This is a genomic window from Scleromatobacter humisilvae (assembly GCF_023231945.1).
Lineage (GTDB): Bacteria > Pseudomonadota > Gammaproteobacteria > Burkholderiales > Burkholderiaceae_C > Scleromatobacter > Scleromatobacter humisilvae.
The window spans coordinates 880,461-895,978 of the sequence record NZ_JAJLJH010000001.1; the positions used below are offsets into that span (position 1 = coordinate 880,461).

18 protein-coding genes are annotated in these 15,518 nt (G+C 68.4%); 7 read left to right on the forward strand and 11 right to left on the reverse strand.

From position 1 onward, the window contains the following. Positions 1 to 3: 3 nt before the first annotated feature. A complete protein-coding gene (locus tag LPC04_RS04170) occupies positions 4 to 513 on the reverse strand; it encodes an NUDIX domain-containing protein (RefSeq protein WP_275680923.1) in 510 nt (169 codons plus the stop codon). Continuing rightward, positions 510 to 1,424: an ATP-binding protein gene (locus LPC04_RS04175; RefSeq protein ID WP_275680924.1), complete on the reverse strand. Its 915-nt coding sequence runs from the start codon at positions 1,422 to 1,424 to the stop codon at positions 510 to 512. Before LPC04_RS04175 ends, LPC04_RS04170 begins: the two co-directional genes overlap by 4 nt. 72 nt (positions 1,425 to 1,496) lie before the next feature. Here LPC04_RS04175 and LPC04_RS04180 point away from each other — a divergent pair, with 72 nt between their 5' ends. Continuing rightward, on the forward strand, positions 1,497 to 2,171 hold the full coding sequence (locus tag LPC04_RS04180) for a hypothetical protein (protein ID WP_275680925.1): 675 nt from the start codon (positions 1,497 to 1,499) through the stop codon (positions 2,169 to 2,171). A 3-nt stretch (positions 2,172 to 2,174) separates the two neighbouring features. Here the strand turns inward: LPC04_RS04180 and tyrS are convergent, their stop codons facing one another. Further along, entirely contained in the window at positions 2,175 to 3,407 is a 1,233-nt protein-coding gene (gene tyrS / locus LPC04_RS04185; RefSeq protein WP_275680926.1) for a tyrosine--tRNA ligase, read from the reverse strand. 367 nt (positions 3,408 to 3,774) lie between these two features. Between tyrS and LPC04_RS04190 the strand changes: the two genes are divergently transcribed. Both LPC04_RS04190 and LPC04_RS04195 read left to right on the forward strand, forming a co-directional pair. Beyond that, a complete protein-coding gene (locus LPC04_RS04190; protein ID WP_275680927.1) occupies positions 3,775 to 5,175 on the forward strand; it encodes a M23 family metallopeptidase in 1,401 nt (466 codons plus the stop codon). Positions 5,176 to 5,238: 63 nt separating this feature from the next. After that, on the forward strand, positions 5,239 to 6,366 hold the full coding sequence (locus LPC04_RS04195; protein ID WP_275680928.1) for an anhydro-N-acetylmuramic acid kinase: 1,128 nt from the start codon (positions 5,239 to 5,241) through the stop codon (positions 6,364 to 6,366). Between the two features lie 7 nt (positions 6,367 to 6,373). Here the strand turns inward: LPC04_RS04195 and LPC04_RS04200 are convergent, their stop codons facing one another. The 7 genes from LPC04_RS04200 to rplM form a co-directional block, all read right to left on the reverse strand. Then, a complete protein-coding gene (locus LPC04_RS04200) occupies positions 6,374 to 6,928 on the reverse strand; it encodes a hypothetical protein (protein ID WP_275680929.1) in 555 nt (184 codons plus the stop codon). Positions 6,929 to 6,938: 10 nt separating this feature from the next. After that, entirely contained in the window at positions 6,939 to 7,523 is a 585-nt protein-coding gene (locus LPC04_RS04205; protein WP_275680930.1) for an AHH domain-containing protein, read from the reverse strand. A 140-nt stretch (positions 7,524 to 7,663) separates the two neighbouring features. Continuing rightward, entirely contained in the window at positions 7,664 to 8,035 is a 372-nt protein-coding gene (gene erpA, locus LPC04_RS04210; RefSeq protein ID WP_275680931.1) for an iron-sulfur cluster insertion protein ErpA, read from the reverse strand. A gap of 106 nt (positions 8,036 to 8,141) precedes the next feature. Then, positions 8,142 to 8,549: a bactofilin family protein gene (locus tag LPC04_RS04215; protein WP_275680932.1), complete on the reverse strand. Its 408-nt coding sequence runs from the start codon at positions 8,547 to 8,549 to the stop codon at positions 8,142 to 8,144. A 99-nt stretch (positions 8,550 to 8,648) separates the two neighbouring features. Beyond that, positions 8,649 to 9,359 (reverse strand): DUF6776 family protein, encoded by a 711-nt coding sequence (locus LPC04_RS04220; protein ID WP_275680933.1) that lies wholly within the window; start codon positions 9,357 to 9,359, stop codon positions 8,649 to 8,651. A 117-nt stretch (positions 9,360 to 9,476) separates the two neighbouring features. Beyond that, positions 9,477 to 9,869, reverse strand: a complete 393-nt coding sequence (gene rpsI / locus LPC04_RS04225) for a 30S ribosomal protein S9 (RefSeq protein ID WP_275680934.1) — start codon at positions 9,867 to 9,869, stop codon at positions 9,477 to 9,479. 9 nt (positions 9,870 to 9,878) lie between these two features. Further along, a complete protein-coding gene (gene rplM / locus LPC04_RS04230; RefSeq protein WP_275680935.1) occupies positions 9,879 to 10,307 on the reverse strand; it encodes a 50S ribosomal protein L13 in 429 nt (142 codons plus the stop codon). A 440-nt stretch (positions 10,308 to 10,747) separates the two neighbouring features. Here rplM and LPC04_RS04235 point away from each other — a divergent pair, with 440 nt between their 5' ends. After that, a complete protein-coding gene (locus tag LPC04_RS04235) occupies positions 10,748 to 11,437 on the forward strand; it encodes a GNAT family N-acetyltransferase (protein WP_275680936.1) in 690 nt (229 codons plus the stop codon). A gap of 30 nt (positions 11,438 to 11,467) precedes the next feature. Then, on the forward strand, positions 11,468 to 12,553 hold the full coding sequence (locus tag LPC04_RS04240; protein ID WP_275680937.1) for a serine/threonine protein kinase: 1,086 nt from the start codon (positions 11,468 to 11,470) through the stop codon (positions 12,551 to 12,553). A 4-nt stretch (positions 12,554 to 12,557) separates the two neighbouring features. Here LPC04_RS04240 and LPC04_RS04245 read toward each other — a convergent pair whose 3' ends face one another. Next, the gene (locus tag LPC04_RS04245; RefSeq protein WP_275680938.1) at positions 12,558 to 13,298 is read right to left on the reverse strand and encodes a Crp/Fnr family transcriptional regulator; all 741 of its coding nucleotides are present in this window, start codon (positions 13,296 to 13,298) and stop codon (positions 12,558 to 12,560) included. A gap of 328 nt (positions 13,299 to 13,626) precedes the next feature. Here LPC04_RS04245 and LPC04_RS04250 point away from each other — a divergent pair, with 328 nt between their 5' ends. After that, positions 13,627 to 14,553, forward strand: coding sequence for an esterase/lipase family protein (locus LPC04_RS04250; protein WP_275680939.1), 927 nt, complete (start codon positions 13,627 to 13,629; stop codon positions 14,551 to 14,553). 22 nt (positions 14,554 to 14,575) lie between these two features. Then, on the forward strand, positions 14,576 to 15,502 hold the full coding sequence (locus LPC04_RS04255; RefSeq protein ID WP_275681916.1) for a lipase secretion chaperone: 927 nt from the start codon (positions 14,576 to 14,578) through the stop codon (positions 15,500 to 15,502). The last annotated feature ends 16 nt before the right edge of the window (positions 15,503 to 15,518 follow it).

Below are 15,518 nucleotides of genomic sequence, written 5' to 3' on the forward strand. Positions count from 1 at the left end.
GCTTCAGCCGGAGTGCGTCGCGCCCGCGAAGGCGCGCTCCTGTGCGAACCATTCGAGCACGGGAATCGTGCCGGGCAGCACCGGCACGCTCTGCACCGGCAGCGTCTCCCACGCCATGCGCTGGCCCTCGCGCATCTCGAACTCGCCCGTCCACTCGAACACCTTGCAGAAGTTCAGGCGGACGCGCGCGTGCGGGTAGTCCATCATGATCACGTGCCACGCATGCGCGGCGCCTATCGTGATGCCGATTTCCTCGTGCAGTTCGCGCCGCAGGGCCTGCTCCACGGTCTCGCCGGCCTCGAGCTTGCCGCCCGGGAATTCCCAGTAGCCGGCGTAGACCTTGCCCGCCGGGCGCGAGGTGAGCAGGAAGCGCTGCTGCGCGTCGACCAGCACGCCGACCGCGACCTCGGTGATCGGCCGTTCGCCGTAGTGCGACGGCGCGTCCTCCGAATCGACGATCTCGGTGTGCGCGCGGCGGTCCGCGTCGCTGATCTCGGGCGGCTGGGCGCTCATGCCGCGTCCCCCAGGCGTCCGGCACGATCGCGCGCGAACTGATACGCCACGCGGCCCGAGCGCGAGCCGCGTTCCAGCGCCCACACCAGCGCCTCGGCGCGCAGCGACGCGACAGCCGCGTCGTCCAGCCCGAAGTGCCGCAGCCACTGGCCGACGATGGCCAGGTACTCGGGCTGGCTGAACGGGTAGAAGCTGATCCACAGGCCGAAGCGCTCCGACAGCGAGATCTTCTCCTCGATCGCCTCGCCGGGATGCAGCTCGCCGTCCTCGTCGTGCGTGGCGGCGAGGTTGTCCTTCATCTGCTCGGGCAGGAGGTGGCGCCGGTTGGACGTCGCGTAGACCAGCACGTTGTCCGAGGACGCCGAGACCGTGCCGTCCAGCATCGACTTCAGGGCCTTGTAGCCGGCCTCGCCTTCGTCGAAGCTGAGGTCGTCGCAGTAGACGATGAAGCGCTCGGCGCGGCCTTCGGTCAGCGCGACGATGTCGGGAAGGTCGACCAGGTCGGACTTGTCGACCTCGATCAGCCGCAGCCCCTGGGGCGCGAACTCGTGCAGGCAGGCCTTGATCAGCGAGCTCTTGCCGGTGCCGCGCGCGCCGGTCAGCAGCACGTTGTTGGCCGAGCGGCCCGCAACGAACTGCGCCGTGTTGGCGCGAAGGCGCTCCTTCTGCGCGTCAACTTCCTTGAGGTTGTCCAGCGCGATGGGCGCGACATGGCGCACCGGCTCCAGCACGCCGCGCGCGCCCGCGCCGAACGCGCCCGGGGCGCGCTTGCGGTAGCGGAACGCGATGGAGGCCGACCAGTCGGGATCGGCGGACGCCTCGGGCAGCACGTTTTCGAGGCGCGCCAGCAGGCGGTCGGCGCGCAGCAGCAGCGTGTCCAGCGTGAGGCTGGCGGAATTCAGTTCGGTCATGGCATGAGTTTAGTGACCATGCGCGGCGCACGCTTCGCGTACGATGAAGCGCCCGTTGCCGCACCGTCCGCCATGCCCGCCACGCCGACCCTGTTCATCGCCACGCCCTGCCTCGACGGCAACGTCAACGCGCACTACACGGCGTCGCTGGTGCGCACGATGTCGGCGCTGCAGCAGCACGGCTGGCGCTCGCCGCAGATCGACTTCGAGATCGGCAACAGCCTGATCGCCGACGCGCGCAACAAGCTGGTGGCGCGTTTCCTGGCCAGCGACTGCAGCGATCTCGTCTTCATCGACGCTGACCTGTCCTGGTCGCCCGACGACCTGCTGCGGCTGGCGACGATAGCCGCCCCGTTCGTCGCCGGCGTCTACCAGCGCAAGAGCCGCACGAAGATCGACTTCGCGGTCAAGTTCGGCCCGGCGATCGGCATGGACGCGCAGCGCCTGATCGCCGTCGAACGCGTGGGCACCGGCTTCATGCGCCTGCGCCGCGACTGCCTCGAGCAGATGGTGGCCGCGCACGCGTCGCTGCGCCTGACCAACCCGGTCGCCAAGGACGACGCGAACTTCTACGCGCTGTTCGACACCACGATCGTCGACGGCCAGTTCGTCGGCGAGGACTTCACCTTCTGCGACCGCTGGCGCGCGATCGGCGGCCAGGTGCTGATCGATCCGGCGATCAACCTGTCGCATCACGGCGCCGCGGCCTACGACGAGCCGCTGCTGAAGTACCTGCAGAAGAACTGACGCTCAGGCCGTCAACGTCACGCGCGCGAACTTGCGCTTGCCGACCTGCACGACGTAGGTGCCCGGCTCGACCTTCAGGCCCTTGTCGCTGATCACGACCTGGTCGATGCGCACGCCGCCACCGTCGATCAGGCGATTGCCTTCGCCGTTCGATTCCACCAGCCTCGCCTGCTTGAGCAGCGCCGCGATGCCGACGGGCGCGCCGGCGATCGTCACTTCCGGGATGTCGTCCGGGATGCCGCCCTTCGAGCGATTCTGGAAGTCCTGCTCCGCCGCGTCGGCCGCCGCCGCCGAATGGAAGCGCGCGGTGATCTCCTTGGCCAGCATCACCTTGGCGTCCTTCGGATTGCGGCCGCCCGCGATCTCGGCCTTCAGCGACGCGATCTCGGCCTCGCCGCGGAAGCTGAGCAGCGTGAACCACTTCCACATCTGCACGTCGCTGATCGACAGGATCTTGGCGTACATGTCGTTTGGCGCTTCCGTGATGCCCACGTAGTTGTTCTTGGACTTGGACATCTTCTCGACGCCGTCCAGCCCTTCGAGCAGCGGCATCGTCAGGATGCACTGCGGCTCCTGGCCGTATTCCTGCTGCAGGTGGCGGCCCACCAGCAGGTTGAACTTCTGGTCGGTGCCGCCGAGTTCGAGGTCGCTCTTGAGCGCCACGGAGTCGTAGCCCTGCATCAGCGGATAGAGGAACTCGTGCACGCTGATGGGCGTCTGCGCAGCGAAGCGCTTGGTGAAGTCGTCGCGCTCCATCATGCGGGCGACGGTGTACTTGGCGGCGAGCTGGATCATGCCGCGCGCGCCCAGCGGGTCGCTCCACTCGCTGTTGTAGCGGATCTCGGTCTTGCCCGGATCCAGCACCAGGCTGGCCTGCTTGTAGTAGGTCTCGGCGTTGGCCTTGATCTGCTCGTGGGTCAGCGGCGGGCGCGTGTTGTTGCGGCCGGACGGGTCGCCGATCAGCGAGGTGAAGTCGCCGATCAGGAAGATCACCGTGTGCCCCAGGTTCTGCAGCTGGCGCATCTTGTTGAGCACGACGGTATGGCCGATGTGGATGTCGGGCGCCGTCGGATCCAGCCCCAGCTTGATGCGCAGCGGCTGGCCGGTGGCCTCGGCGCGCATCAGCTTCTTGAGCCAGTCGGACTCGGGCAGCAGCTCTTCGCAGCCGCGCAGGCTGATCTGCATGGCCTCCAGGACGCGGTCGGAGGGTTGGACGGGGGTCGGCGTGGAGGTCATCGGCTGGGAAATTCGGGGCGGACGGCGCGACCTTGCCCGTCCGGAGCGCTGCGCTAGCCGCATGACCGGAAGATGCAAGGCTTGTAAAAGAGACTGTAAAGCTCCCTCTTTTGGGGGATCAACTTTACAACCCACTGCTATAGTCGCTCGCGCAGGACGGTCTGCCATTACCACATGGCAGCCGACCCGGCGAGCGAAAGCTGGCGATTTCGAACTTCGTGTCGTCTTTTGTCGACAACTTCCTCGAAAAAGTCGCCCGATTCTATGCGCGCCCGCGCAGGCACGACCTGCCGGGCTGCGAATTTATCAAACCGGAATGGGATTCTGGCAAGCGCCGAACCCACGTTCCCTGGCCGGAAGCAGTCGTTTGGATTCCCTGAATCATGCCGAGAAGGCGGTCGAGACCGCCGTGCAGTCCCTGTTCGGTCGCGTCACGCGCTGGACGCACGACCACCCCCGTCGCCTCGCCGCCGGCACTGCCGCCGTCCTCGCGGTCATCGCCGGCACGGCCTTCGGCCTCGCGCCGATGGCGCCGGACGCGTCCGCCCTGCCCAAGCGCCTGGTCACCGAGAGCTTCACGCCCGAGAACCTCGACGCCCAGCTCGACTCGCTCGCGGCACAGCACCTCGTGCTCGCCCACAGCGAGACCACGCGCGCCAACGACACCGCCGACGCGCTCACCAGGCGCCTGGGCATCGCCGACGACCAGCTCAACGCCTTCCTGCAGAGCGACGCCACGTCGCGCAAGCTCTGGCAGGGCCGCGTCGGCAAGATGGTTTCGGCCACCACCGACGACAACGGCAAGCTGACTCAGCTCGTCGCCCGCTATCCGGCGGAGCGCGACGACCAGTTCGCCACCCATTTCTCGCGCCTGACGATCGCGCGCGGCGAGCACGGCTTCACCAGCAAGGTCGAGACGGTGCCGTTCGGCACCACGACGCGCCTGGCCTCGGGCAGCGTGCGCACCTCGCTGTTCGCCGCCACCGACGACGCCAACGTGCCCGACCCGGTCGCCACGCAGATGGCCGACATGTTCTCGACCGACATCGACTTCCACCGCGAGCTGCGCAAGGGCGACACCTTCAGCGTCGTCTACGAGGCGCTGACGGCCGACGGCGAGCCGGTGCCGTGGAACCAGGGCGCCGGCCGCGTGCTGGCCGCCGAGTTCATCAACGGCGGCAAGGCGTATTCGTCGGTGTGGTTCGCGGACGCGTCGGGCAAGGGCGCGTACTTCGACCTCAACGGCCGCAGCAAGCACAGCGCCTTCCTCGCCAGCCCGCTGGCCTTCTCGCGCATCACGTCCGGTTTCTCGATGCGCTTCCATCCGATCCTCAAGGAATGGAAACGCCACGAGGGCGTCGACTACGGCGCGCCGATCGGCACGCCGGTGCACGTCGTCGGCGACGGCGTGGTGGCGTTCGCCGGCCAGCAGAACGGCTACGGCAATGTGATCCAGATCCAGCACTCGGACAACCGCATGACGGTCTATGCCCACCTGAGCCGGATCGACGTCGCGCGAGGTCAGCATGTCAGCCAGGGCGACCACATCGGCGACGTCGGCATGACCGGCTGGGCCACCGGGCCGCACCTGCACTTCGAATTCCGCGTCGCGGGCGTCGTCAAGGATCCGCTGACCATCGCGAAGTCTGCCGAGACGCTCGCGCTCGACAACAGTTCGCGCCCGCGCTTCACGGCGCTGGCCGGCGAGCTGAAGTCGGAGCTCGCGGTCGCGGAGTCGCTCGGCGTGCACCCTGCCCGCGTAGACTGAACGCATCGTCACCCGACACCGACGCGCCGCATTCGCCCGACGAACCCGGCGCGTTTTCATTTCATGACCCTCTACATTGGCTTGATGAGCGGCACGTCGATGGACGGCGTCGATGGCGTGCTGGTCGATTTCGGCGCCGACGCGCGCTCTGGCCTGCACGTGCTCACCGACGCCCACGTCGCCATGCCGCCCGCGCTCGGCGCCGAGCTGCTGGCCCTGAACAGTTCCGGCGCCGACGAACTGCAACGCGCCGCGCTGGCCGCCAACGCGCTGGCCAGACTGCAGGCCGAAGTGGTGGCTCACCTGCTCAACCAGGCCGACATCGACGCCGACGTCGTCCGCGCCGTCGGCTCGCACGGCCAGACCGTGCGCCACCGCCCGGGCGAGTTCGACGGCACCGGCTTCACGCTACAGCTGAACAACGGCGCGCTGCTGGCCGAGGCCTGCGGCATCGACGTCGTCTGCGACTTCCGCAGCCGCGACATCGCCGCCGGCGGCCAGGGTGCCCCGCTGGTGCCGGCGTTCCACCGCGACGTCTTCGGCAGCGCGACTCCGCGCGCGATCCTCAACATCGGCGGCATCGCCAACCTGACGCTGCTGCCGTCCACCGATGATCCCTCGGCCGGCCTGGCAGGCTTCGACACCGGTCCGGGCAACGCGTTGATGGACCACTGGTGCAGGCTCCACACCGACGCGCCCTACGACGACGACGGCCGCTGGGCCGCCTCCGGCCGGGTCGACGGCATGCTGCTGGTCGAGCTGATGGCGGACGCTTACTTCCGCAAGGCTCCGCCCAAGAGCACCGGCCGCGACCTGTTCAACCCGGCCTGGCTTGCGCAGGCCCTCGCCCGCGCGGGCGGGACGCGCGCGCCCGCGGACGTGCAGGCGACGCTGCTGGAGCTGACGGCGCGCACGGCGATCGACGCGTTGCGCGCCAGCGCATCCGCCACGCGTGAGTTGCTCGTATGCGGCGGGGGCGCGCGCAACGGCGCGTTGATGGCACGCCTCGCGGCGCTCTGGCCGGGCCTCACGGTCGCGCCGACCGACACCACCGGCCTGCCGGCCACGCAGGTCGAAGCCGCCGCGTTCGCCTGGCTGGCGCGCCAGTTCTGCGAGCGCCGGCCGGGCAATCATCCGGGCGTCACGGGCGCCGCCGGATTGCGCATGTTGGGCGCGCTCTACCCGCATTGAGTCGCGCTCAGTAGCCCCGGGGAACGCCGCATTCGATGCCGGTCAACCCGTTGTCGGCGGACAAGCGCTCGATGAGCTCGCGCCCCGGATCGTTCGTGTAGAGGCGCACCGCAGCAGTGAGCGGGTCCTTGAAGACGGCGGGGCCGCGAGGAACGTTGAGGTCGTAGAAGACTTCGGAACTCACGGCACCGCTGGCGGATTTTGCGGAGCGCTCGGCGTCGACGCATTTCACGAGGTTCGTGACGTTGTACAGATGTCGGAACTCCCCCCCGCCGGCCGTCTGCACCTCCAGCAACTGGCCAAATTGCCCCAGGAACGCGCCCAGCACGTCGAAGGCGCGGCGGCTCAAGACAAACGCCCCCGGCCCGATCGTCGCGACATCGGCCACCGGCCGCTTGTGCTTGCCGCGGGAGCGGCTGTCGGCATAGTCGACGATCGGAATGGATTTCCAATCGAGCGGCCGGCCATCGATCTCGAAGAGCCCGTCCAGCAGGTCGAGCTCCGAAGGAACGACCATCGCATAGTCGTTGATGTTGGCGCAGCGCAGTTCCCAGACATTCATCTTGAATCCTTCAGAGTGACATCCGGCCGGTGAGCAGATCGCTCTTCATGTCCTTCAGTTCCCGACGGCCGCCGCCGCTGTCGGTTCCTCGTCGAAGCCTGAGGAAGACCTCGTAGTGATATTCAGGCGCGTGGTTGGGCGTGTGATGCGCTGCATTCGGCGAGCCGGGAAGGCCAACTGATCTGGCTGGCAGGAACACGCCATTGTCGGCGTCGTTGATGCCGATTCCCCAACGAAACAGCAGCACCCGCGAACGTGCCGCTTCGCTGTCCCTCAGGGCGACGATGTGATGGGCACAGCTCGAGGCAGGCCGGCCTTCCTGCGTCGCGTTGACGAGGTTTCGGGACAGGGTTCGGCGATGGTTGTAGTCGCGCCGTAGTGCGTTGGCCAGAAGCGTCTGGGCCGCCGCGGGAACGGTATATCCGTTCTCGTAGGCAATGCGAGCCTTGCGTTGGCTGATGAGGCCGGCGTTGATCAGCTGCCGCGGATTCGCATTCGGGTCGTTGCGCGATGCGGCGACCGCGGCCGCTGACAGCTCACCGATCTCGGCAGGCGTCGGCGCGCCGGGATCCGGGTTGGTTGATGGGACGTTCACCTTGGTTCTCCAGAAAATCTGGAGACCAGTTTCGGCGCGAGCGGCGAATTCACCCAGGCGCGAAACAGCCGGAAATCGCCGCGAAATCCACCAACGAAAACGGCGCCCTCAGGCGCCGTCGGCATCGGAAAAGCGCTCGATCAGGCCGAGAAGCTCGAGCCGCAACCGCAGGTGCTGGTCGCGTTCGGGTTCTTGATGACGAACTGGGCGCCCTGCAGGTCTTCCTTGTAGTCGATCTCGGCACCCATCAGGTACTGCAGGCTCATGGCATCGATGAGCAGCGTGACGCCGTTCTTGCTCATCTGCGTGTCGTCCTCGGCCACGGCCTCGTCGAACGTGAAGCCGTACTGGAAGCCGGAGCAACCGCCGCCCTGCACGAACACACGCAGCTTCAGCTCCGGGTTGCCTTCCTCGTCGACCAGTTCCTTGACCTTGGCGGCGGCGCTGTCGGTGAAGACCAGCGGGCCCGGCATCTCGGTGGCGGCGGGAGAGAGTTCGGCGACGGCGCTCATGGGAATCCTTGCAATTTCGGTACTGGCTCTATTGGGCCACAAAAGGCGGGCAATGGCGGCGCCTGTGGATATTTGCAGCGCTCACATGGCGCAAATCGCCACGAAATCAGCCTTCGTTGGCCGCAGCCAGCTTCAACAGCGGGCGCTCGACCTCGGCCTCGCCGCCCGACACGTGCTTCATCACCCCATCAATGGTGGCACCCTGGTGCATTTCAAGGGCTTCGTAGTGCACGTCGCCAACGATGCGGGCCTTGGGCTGAAGCTCGAGCAGGGCGGTCGCGACGACCGGCCCCTGCACCTGGCCGTTGATGATCACGTGGCCGGCCATCACCTTGCCCTGCACGCGGGCGTTCTCGCTGATGACCAGCAGGCTGGTCGGCTCGGTGGCGACGACATCGCCCAGCACCTCTCCGTCGATGCGCAGGCCGGCGTCGAAACGCAGCTCGCCGTGGACCTGCGTGCCCTCGCCGATCAGGCTGCGGATGGCGGGCTGCTTCTTGCGATTGAAGAACATGGTCGGAACTCCTCGGACGAATCCTGATGCTTCCGCGGCACCCACACCGCCGCGGCCCAAACGATCGTTTTTGTTGGTTCGAAGTGTCCCGCTCGGCGGCTACAGCTTGAGTGTCTGCAGGGCGCGCACCGCGCCACCCGCGTCGGTGACCTTGACCTGCGCGCTTTTTACCACGGCCTGCGGCGGGCAATCCAGCATCCCCTCCACACGCGCGTATTGCTTGACCTGCAGCGCCGGGTTCGACGCCGCGGGGGGCGACGTCCAGGGCTGTCCGTTGAGCGTGCCGCTGAGCGTGAGCTCGTAGCGGCCATTGAACTGTACGGCGTTGCGTCCGCCCTGCACCACCAGCAGCTGGTAACGGACGTGTCCAGGTGCGGCCACTTCCACCTGGAAGCCGCGCACCGCCAGGCCTTCGGGCGTGCCGCCGCCTTGCGGGATCAGTTGCTGGAAGAAGCCGAGATCGGCCTTCAGCGCGAGCTTGTCGGCCTCGCTCTGGCGCAGCTGGGCAGCCAGCCGGTCTTCCGCCGCCTTCTCGGTCTTGAGCAGGCTGTCGGCGGTGTTGGCCAGCGCCTGGGCCTTGTCGCGCTCCTCCTTCAGGCCGGCCTGCTCGTCGCGCAGGCGCGCGAGCTCGGCCTTGGCGCTGCGGTCGAGGCCCGCGAGATCCTTGCCCGTCTCGAACGCCCACAGCGCGATGGCCGCGGAGAAGCCGAGCACCAGCGCGCCGCTGAGCCAACGGATCGGCCAGGGCAGGTGGCGCCGCACCGTCACACGGGGCGTGGCCAGACGACGTCGAAGCAGCTTCCAGCGCATGAAACTTACCCGGGGTAAGGGGTTGCAAGTGCGAGCCGAAAACACGAAGGGCCGCTGGTGAGCGGCCCTTGTGGAGGCAAGACCTGGAACGCGCCAGCGCGTTCCGGGTAGCGCAGTTTAGCGCTTGCTGAACTGCTTGCGACGGCGAGCGCCGTGCAGACCGACCTTCTTACGCTCGACTTCACGCGCATCACGCGTGACGAAGCCAGCGCGGCTCAGGTCAGGCTTCAGCGCGGTATCGTAGTCGATCAGCGCGCGGGTGATGCCGTGGCGGACGGCGCCGGCCTGGCCGGACTCGCCGCCACCGTGCACGTTCACCTTGACGTCGAAGGTCAGCTCGTTGTTCGTCAGCATCAGCGGTTGCTTGACGATCATGATCGAGGTTTGACGGCCGAAATACTCATCGACGGTCTTGCCGTTGATGGTGATCTTGCCTTCGCCCTTCTTCATGAAGACGCGAGCGACGGACGACTTGCGGCGGCCCGTGCCGTAGTTCCAATTACCGATCATCGCGGCTCCTTAGATTTCCAGCGCTTTGGGCTGCTGAGCGGCGTGCGGGTGGGTATCACCGGCATAGACCTTCAGCTTCTTGATCATCGCGTAGCCCAGCGGACCCTTCGGAAGCATGCCCTTGACGGCCTTCTCGATGGCGCGGCCGGGGTGCTTGGCCTGCATGTCCTTGAACTTGGTCGCGTAGATGCCGCCCGGATAGCCCGAATGACGGTAGTAGACCTTGTCTTCGGCCTTGTTGCCGGTGACGCGGATCTTGTCGGCGTTGACGATGACGATGAAATCACCGGTGTCGACGTGGGGCGTGTAGATGGGCTTGTGCTTGCCGCGCAGTCGGAGTGCCACTTCACTGGCAACACGTCCGAGCACCTTGTCGGTGGCGTCGATCACAAACCACTCGTGCACCACTTCGGCCGGCTTGGCGCTGAAGGTTTTCATGAGTGTTCTCTGTAGAGAGGAAACGCGGCTGTCCGAACGCTCCGGATCTGTTCGGGTGGTCCTCGGCGCTGCTCATGACTGGCAACCTCTCGAACCGGAACGGATACGACATCTTCTTGGCCCATGCCCAGGCGCGCTGGGTTCGGGTGCATCCACCCCGCCGCAAAACGGGAAGCCCATGAGTATCGCACAGTCTCCTGGTTTTGCCTAATCCGGCGTGGGAACGGCGCGAAACGCCTCGGCACGGCCGGGCGGACAGGACTAGACTGGCCTCTCTGGAACCGGTCGCCGGGCGTGTTTCGCGCGTCCGTCCAGGCTTCGACGCCCGGTGCACCGCACCGTCAAGCCAGGGAATTGAGCTGCTGCAGCGCAGCAATACCGCCGACGCGTCGAGCGCATTGCGAGTACAGTCTTTTCGGGTAAACACTGGGAAATTCGTCATGGGCGACACCTCGTCCGAGATTCCGCAAGACAACCCGTCCGCCGACGCCGCGCCGGCGCAGCGTGAGCGCGCCTTCGGCTGGGTGCCGATCCGCTCGCTGTCCGCCCGCCACCGCCCGCGCATCCTGGCGCACCTGCTGGCGCTGGATTCGAACGACCGCTACCTGCGCTTCGGCTACGCCGCGGCCGACGACCAGATCCGGCGCTACGTCGAGCGCATCGAGTTCGAGCGCGACGAGATCTTCGGCGTGTTCAACCGCCGTCTCGACCTGATCGCGCTGGCCCACCTGGCCTACGAGCCGTCGGTCGACTCCGAGCCGGAGCGCGCGAGCGCCGCCGAGTTCGGCGTCTCGGTGGCCGTGCGCGGCCGCGGGCGCGGCTACGGCGCGCGCCTGTTCGACCACGCGGTGCTGCGCGCGCGCAACCGCGGCGTCGACACCATCGTGATCCACGCGCTGTCCGAGAACGCGGCGATGCTCAAGATCGTGCGCAACGCCGGCGCCACCATCGAGCGCACCGGCGTCGACGCCGAGGCCCACCTGCGCCTGCCGCCCGAGAACTTCGCGTCCATCATGGCCGGCATGGTCGAGCAGCAGCTCGGCGAACTCGACTATCAGTTCAAGCAGGGCGCCCTCCACGTCGACACGCTGCTGTCGATCGGGCGCGCGGACGCGCCGCCAAGCCGGTAGTTCCCGCCCCGGGCCACGTACCATGGCCCCATGACAGCTTTCGCCGACCGCGCCCCCTACGCCCGCCTGACGCCGCACCAGATGCTCGACGCGCTGGCTGCCGCGGGCTTCCCGATCACCGGCGGCCTGATCCAGCTCAACTCCTACGAGAACCGCGTGGTGCAGGCCGCGCTCGAAGGCGGCGACGCCGTCGTGGCGAAGTTCTACCGGCCGCGGCGCTGGAACGACGCGCAGATCCTCGAGGAGCACCAGTTCGCACGCGAACTCGATGCAGACGACCTGCCGATCGCCGCGCCGCTGGTGCTGGCCTCGCCGCACGCCAACGCGTCGCTCGCGCTGGTGGGCGATCCGCCGACGCTGGGCCACTGGCAGCCCGAGGTCGATCCGGACGACGACGACCGCACGCCCTCGCCCGTCTATCGCTTCGGCGTCGCGCCGCGGCGCGCGGGCCGCGCGCCCGAGCTCGAAAACCCGCACACGCTCGCCTGGCTCGGGCGGTTGCTGGGACGCATGCACACTGTCGGCGCGCGGCGCCCGTTCGAGCATCGTCGCACGCTCGATTGCGACACCTACGGCACGCAGGCGATCGACCGCGTCGAACGCAGCGACCTGCTGACGCGCGCGCAATCGGCCACCTGGCTGGCGGTCGCGCGCCAGGCCGTCGATGCGGCGCGCCGGGCCTTCGACGGCGTCGTCGGCAGGCGCAGCATCCGCCTGCACGGCGACTGCCATCCCGGCAACATCCTGTGGCGCGAGGAAGGCGATTTCGCCGGCCCGCTGTTCGTCGACCTCGACGACGCCTGCATGGGCCCGGCGGTGCAGGACCTGTGGATGCTGCTGTCGGGCGACCGCGACGCGATGCAGGGCCAGCTGTCCCACGTATTGAACGGTTATCGCGCGTTCATGGACTTCAACACGGCCGAGCTCGCGCTGATCGAGCCGCTGCGCGCGCTGCGCATGATCCATCACAGCGCCTGGATCGCCGACCGCTGGGACGATCCGGCCTTCCCCGCGGCGTTCCCGTGGTTCGGCACGCCGGCCTACTGGGATCAGCAGACGACGCAGTTGCGCGAGCAGCTGGAGCACATGACGCTGGAGCCGCTGCGGGCGTTTTGAGCGATCAATGGGCCAGCGGCAGGCTGGCCATGGGCGCCGACAGCAGTTGCGGCCCCGTCGGATTGCTCGCGAACCACACGCCATCGAGCACCACGCGCCCGTAGCGCACGTGCACGCGCCCGAGGCGCTCCCACTCGTGCAGGATCTGGCTGATGCGCTGGCGCGTCACGCCCAGCAACTGCGCGAGGAGTTCCTGCGGCAGGTGCAGGTTGATCGCGACGTCGGCGCCGTCGCGCAGGCCGTGGCCGTTGGCCAGGTGCACCAGGTGCATCGCGAGGCGCTCGTCGAGCGAGAACGCCGTCCAGGCCTCCAGCGCCATGAACATCAGGCGCGCGCGCTGGCAGTACAGCTCAACGAAGTTCCGATACAGCATGGGGTATCGATCGAGCAGGCCCTCGAACTGCACGGCCGAGATCGCCAGCAGCGTCGTCGCGCAGTGCGCGATCGCGTCGTGCGGGCGCGGCAGGCGGTCGAACAGCGAGGTGTCGCCGAACCAGGTGCCGGGCTGCAGGAAGGTGAGCAGGCCCTGGCGGCCATCGGGCCCGCTGGCGCCCAGGCGGATCGCGCCGGCGAGGATGCCGTACCACGCGTCGGCGGGCCTGTCCTTGGCGTACACGACCTCGCCTTCGTTGAGATGGCGCAGCGTCGCGACCTCGAGGGCCTCGTCGCGCGGGCTCGCCGGCAGCTTGCCGAACCACGGGCTGTCGAGCATCGTCTGCCGTTGAGCGGCCGTGAGGCGTGCCATAGGGTCTTCCCTTTTCGAAGTGCAAATCGGTGACAGACGGTGCGCCGCAGCACTCAGTAGCATCGACTCACTGAGGTTGCGGGGTTCGAACGCGATGTTCGACTCGTCTGCGCCCGCTGCCTATCCGCAGTGCTACCCATGCCACGACGCCCTTCGCCCGAACCACCGCTGTCCGGGCCCGGCATCCAGCACCTCAGTTGAGATTGTTTCGACACAGATCGAACCTGGAGGGTTCGGCTTGGAAGCGTGCGCCTGCTCGCTCGAGAGCCACCTGAACGGACGTCTCGCAAAGGCGTCCGCCACTCAAACATTGTTGGAGACACAAGCAATGAAGAAGACGCTTCTCAAGTGGCTCGCCGTGGCCATGCTCGCGCTCTGCGCGCTCCCGAGCTGGGCGACCGGCTACGCGCAGACCAGGTACCCCATCATCCTCGTGCACGGCCTGTTCGGCTTCGACAACATCGGGCCGCTGGAATACTTCTACGGCATCCCCGAGGATCTGCGCGCCAACGGCGCCCAGGTCTACGTCGCGCAGGTCGCCGCCGCCAACTCGACCGAGGTGCGCGGCGAGCAGTTGCTCACCTACGTCAAGCAGGTGCTGGCCGTGACGGGCGCGTCCAAGGTCAACCTGATCGGCCACAGCCACGGCGGACCGACCGTGCGCTACGTCGCGTCCGTCGCGCCGAACCTCGTCGCCTCGGTGACCAGCGTCGCCGGCCCGAACCAGGGCGCGGCGCTGGCCGATGCGCTCAACGGTACGCTGCCGGCGGGGTCGCTGTCGCGCACGGTCGTCGCCACCGTCGTCAACGGCTTCGCGTCGCTGATCGGCCTGATCTCCGGCAACAACGCGTCGCAGAACTCGTCGGCCGCGCTCAACTCGCTCTCGAGCGCGGGCATGGCCAGGTTCAACGCGGCGCATCCGGAAGGGCTGCCGACGTCGTCGTGCGGCCAGGGGCCGGCGGTGGCCTCGAACGGCGTGCACTACTGGTCGTGGAGCGGCGCGCAGCCGTACACCAACGCGCTCGACCCGCTCGACCCGGCGCTCGCGCTCACTTCGCTGGTCTACAGCGGCGCGAAGAACGACGGCCTCGTCGGCTCGTGCAGCAGCCATCTCGGCACGGTGATCCGCGACGACTACGGCATGAACCATCTCGACGAGGTCAACCAGACCGCGGGCATCGTCAACTGGTTCGAGGTCGACCCGAAGAGCCTGTTCCGCAACCAGGCCAACCGCCTGAAGAACGCGGGGCTCTGAGATGCGCCCGCGCCGCTTGCCCATGACGTGGGTGGCGGGCGTGGTCGCGGCGGCGGCGCTGGTCGCGGTCGGCCTGCAGGGGCTGCCGGTCGCGGCGCCGCGCGCGGCGGCCCCGGCGCCGGCGGCCGAGGCGCCGCCGGCCGTCGTGTCCTCGCTGGCCGGCACCACGCCGGACGGCGCGGCCACGGCCACGGCCGACGACGCGCTCGTGCTCGACCCCGCGCTGATCCGCCTGTTCGACTACTGGCTGACCACCGTCGGCGAACGCCCGATCGACGCGATCCGCGCGCAGGTCGAGCACGACCTCGACGGCCGCCTCGCGCCGCACGCCGCGCGCCAGGCCAAGGACCTGTTCGCGCGCTACGTGCGGTTCAAGACCGCGCTGAAGTCGCAGCGACCGCCCGCGCCGGCCGGCCGCAGCGTCGACACGCTGCGCGACGGGCTGCGCATGATGCTGGCGCTGCGTGCCGGCTACTTCAGCGAGGCCGAATCGCAGGCGCTGTTCGGACCGCAGGACGCCGAGGCCTCGGCCGCGCTCGCGCGCATGGCCATCGAGCAGGATCCGTCGCTCACCGACGCGCAACGCCGCGAGCGCCTCGCCGCGCTCGACGCCCGCCTGCCCGCCGACGTGCGCGCCGCGCGCGAGGCGCCGCTGGCGGTCGTGCATCTCGAGGAGGCCGCGCAGCGGATCCGCGCGCAGGGCGGCAGCGAGGACGACGTCTACCGCATGCGCGCCGCGGCCACGTCGCCCGAGGCCGCGAACCGGCTCGCCGACGTCGATCGCGACGAGGCCGCGTGGAAGGCGCGCATCGCGGCCTACCTGGCGCAGCGGTCGACGCTGCTGTCCGCGCCTGGCGGCGACGACCAGCACGCCGCCGCGATGAGCGACCTGCGCAACCGCCTGTTCACGCCGGAGGAACAGCGCCGGCTCGCGGCCTACGAGGGCTGACGCTCTAAAATCCGGG

Coding starts and splice junctions, on each gene's coding strand:
- LPC04_RS04170 (WP_275680923.1), bottom strand. CDS start 513: ATGAGCGCCCAGCCGCCCGAGATCAGCGACGCGGACCGCCGCGCGCAC.
- LPC04_RS04175 (WP_275680924.1), bottom strand. CDS start 1,424: ATGACCGAACTGAATTCCGCCAGCCTCACGCTGGACACGCTGCTGCTG.
- LPC04_RS04180 (WP_275680925.1), top strand. CDS start 1,497: ATGCCCGCCACGCCGACCCTGTTCATCGCCACGCCCTGCCTCGACGGC.
- tyrS (WP_275680926.1), bottom strand. CDS start 3,407: ATGACCTCCACGCCGACCCCCGTCCAACCCTCCGACCGCGTCCTGGAG.
- LPC04_RS04195 (WP_275680928.1), top strand. CDS start 5,239: ATGACCCTCTACATTGGCTTGATGAGCGGCACGTCGATGGACGGCGTC.
- LPC04_RS04200 (WP_275680929.1), bottom strand. CDS start 6,928: ATGAATGTCTGGGAACTGCGCTGCGCCAACATCAACGACTATGCGATG.
- erpA (WP_275680931.1), bottom strand. CDS start 8,035: ATGAGCGCCGTCGCCGAACTCTCTCCCGCCGCCACCGAGATGCCGGGC.
- LPC04_RS04215 (WP_275680932.1), bottom strand. CDS start 8,549: ATGTTCTTCAATCGCAAGAAGCAGCCCGCCATCCGCAGCCTGATCGGC.
- LPC04_RS04220 (WP_275680933.1), bottom strand. CDS start 9,359: ATGCGCTGGAAGCTGCTTCGACGTCGTCTGGCCACGCCCCGTGTGACG.
- rpsI (WP_275680934.1), bottom strand. CDS start 9,869: ATGATCGGTAATTGGAACTACGGCACGGGCCGCCGCAAGTCGTCCGTC.
- rplM (WP_275680935.1), bottom strand. CDS start 10,307: ATGAAAACCTTCAGCGCCAAGCCGGCCGAAGTGGTGCACGAGTGGTTT.
- LPC04_RS04235 (WP_275680936.1), top strand. CDS start 10,748: ATGGGCGACACCTCGTCCGAGATTCCGCAAGACAACCCGTCCGCCGAC.
- LPC04_RS04240 (WP_275680937.1), top strand. CDS start 11,468: ATGACAGCTTTCGCCGACCGCGCCCCCTACGCCCGCCTGACGCCGCAC.
- LPC04_RS04245 (WP_275680938.1), bottom strand. CDS start 13,298: ATGGCACGCCTCACGGCCGCTCAACGGCAGACGATGCTCGACAGCCCG.
- LPC04_RS04250 (WP_275680939.1), top strand. CDS start 13,627: ATGAAGAAGACGCTTCTCAAGTGGCTCGCCGTGGCCATGCTCGCGCTC.
- LPC04_RS04255 (WP_275681916.1), top strand. CDS start 14,576: ATGACGTGGGTGGCGGGCGTGGTCGCGGCGGCGGCGCTGGTCGCGGTC.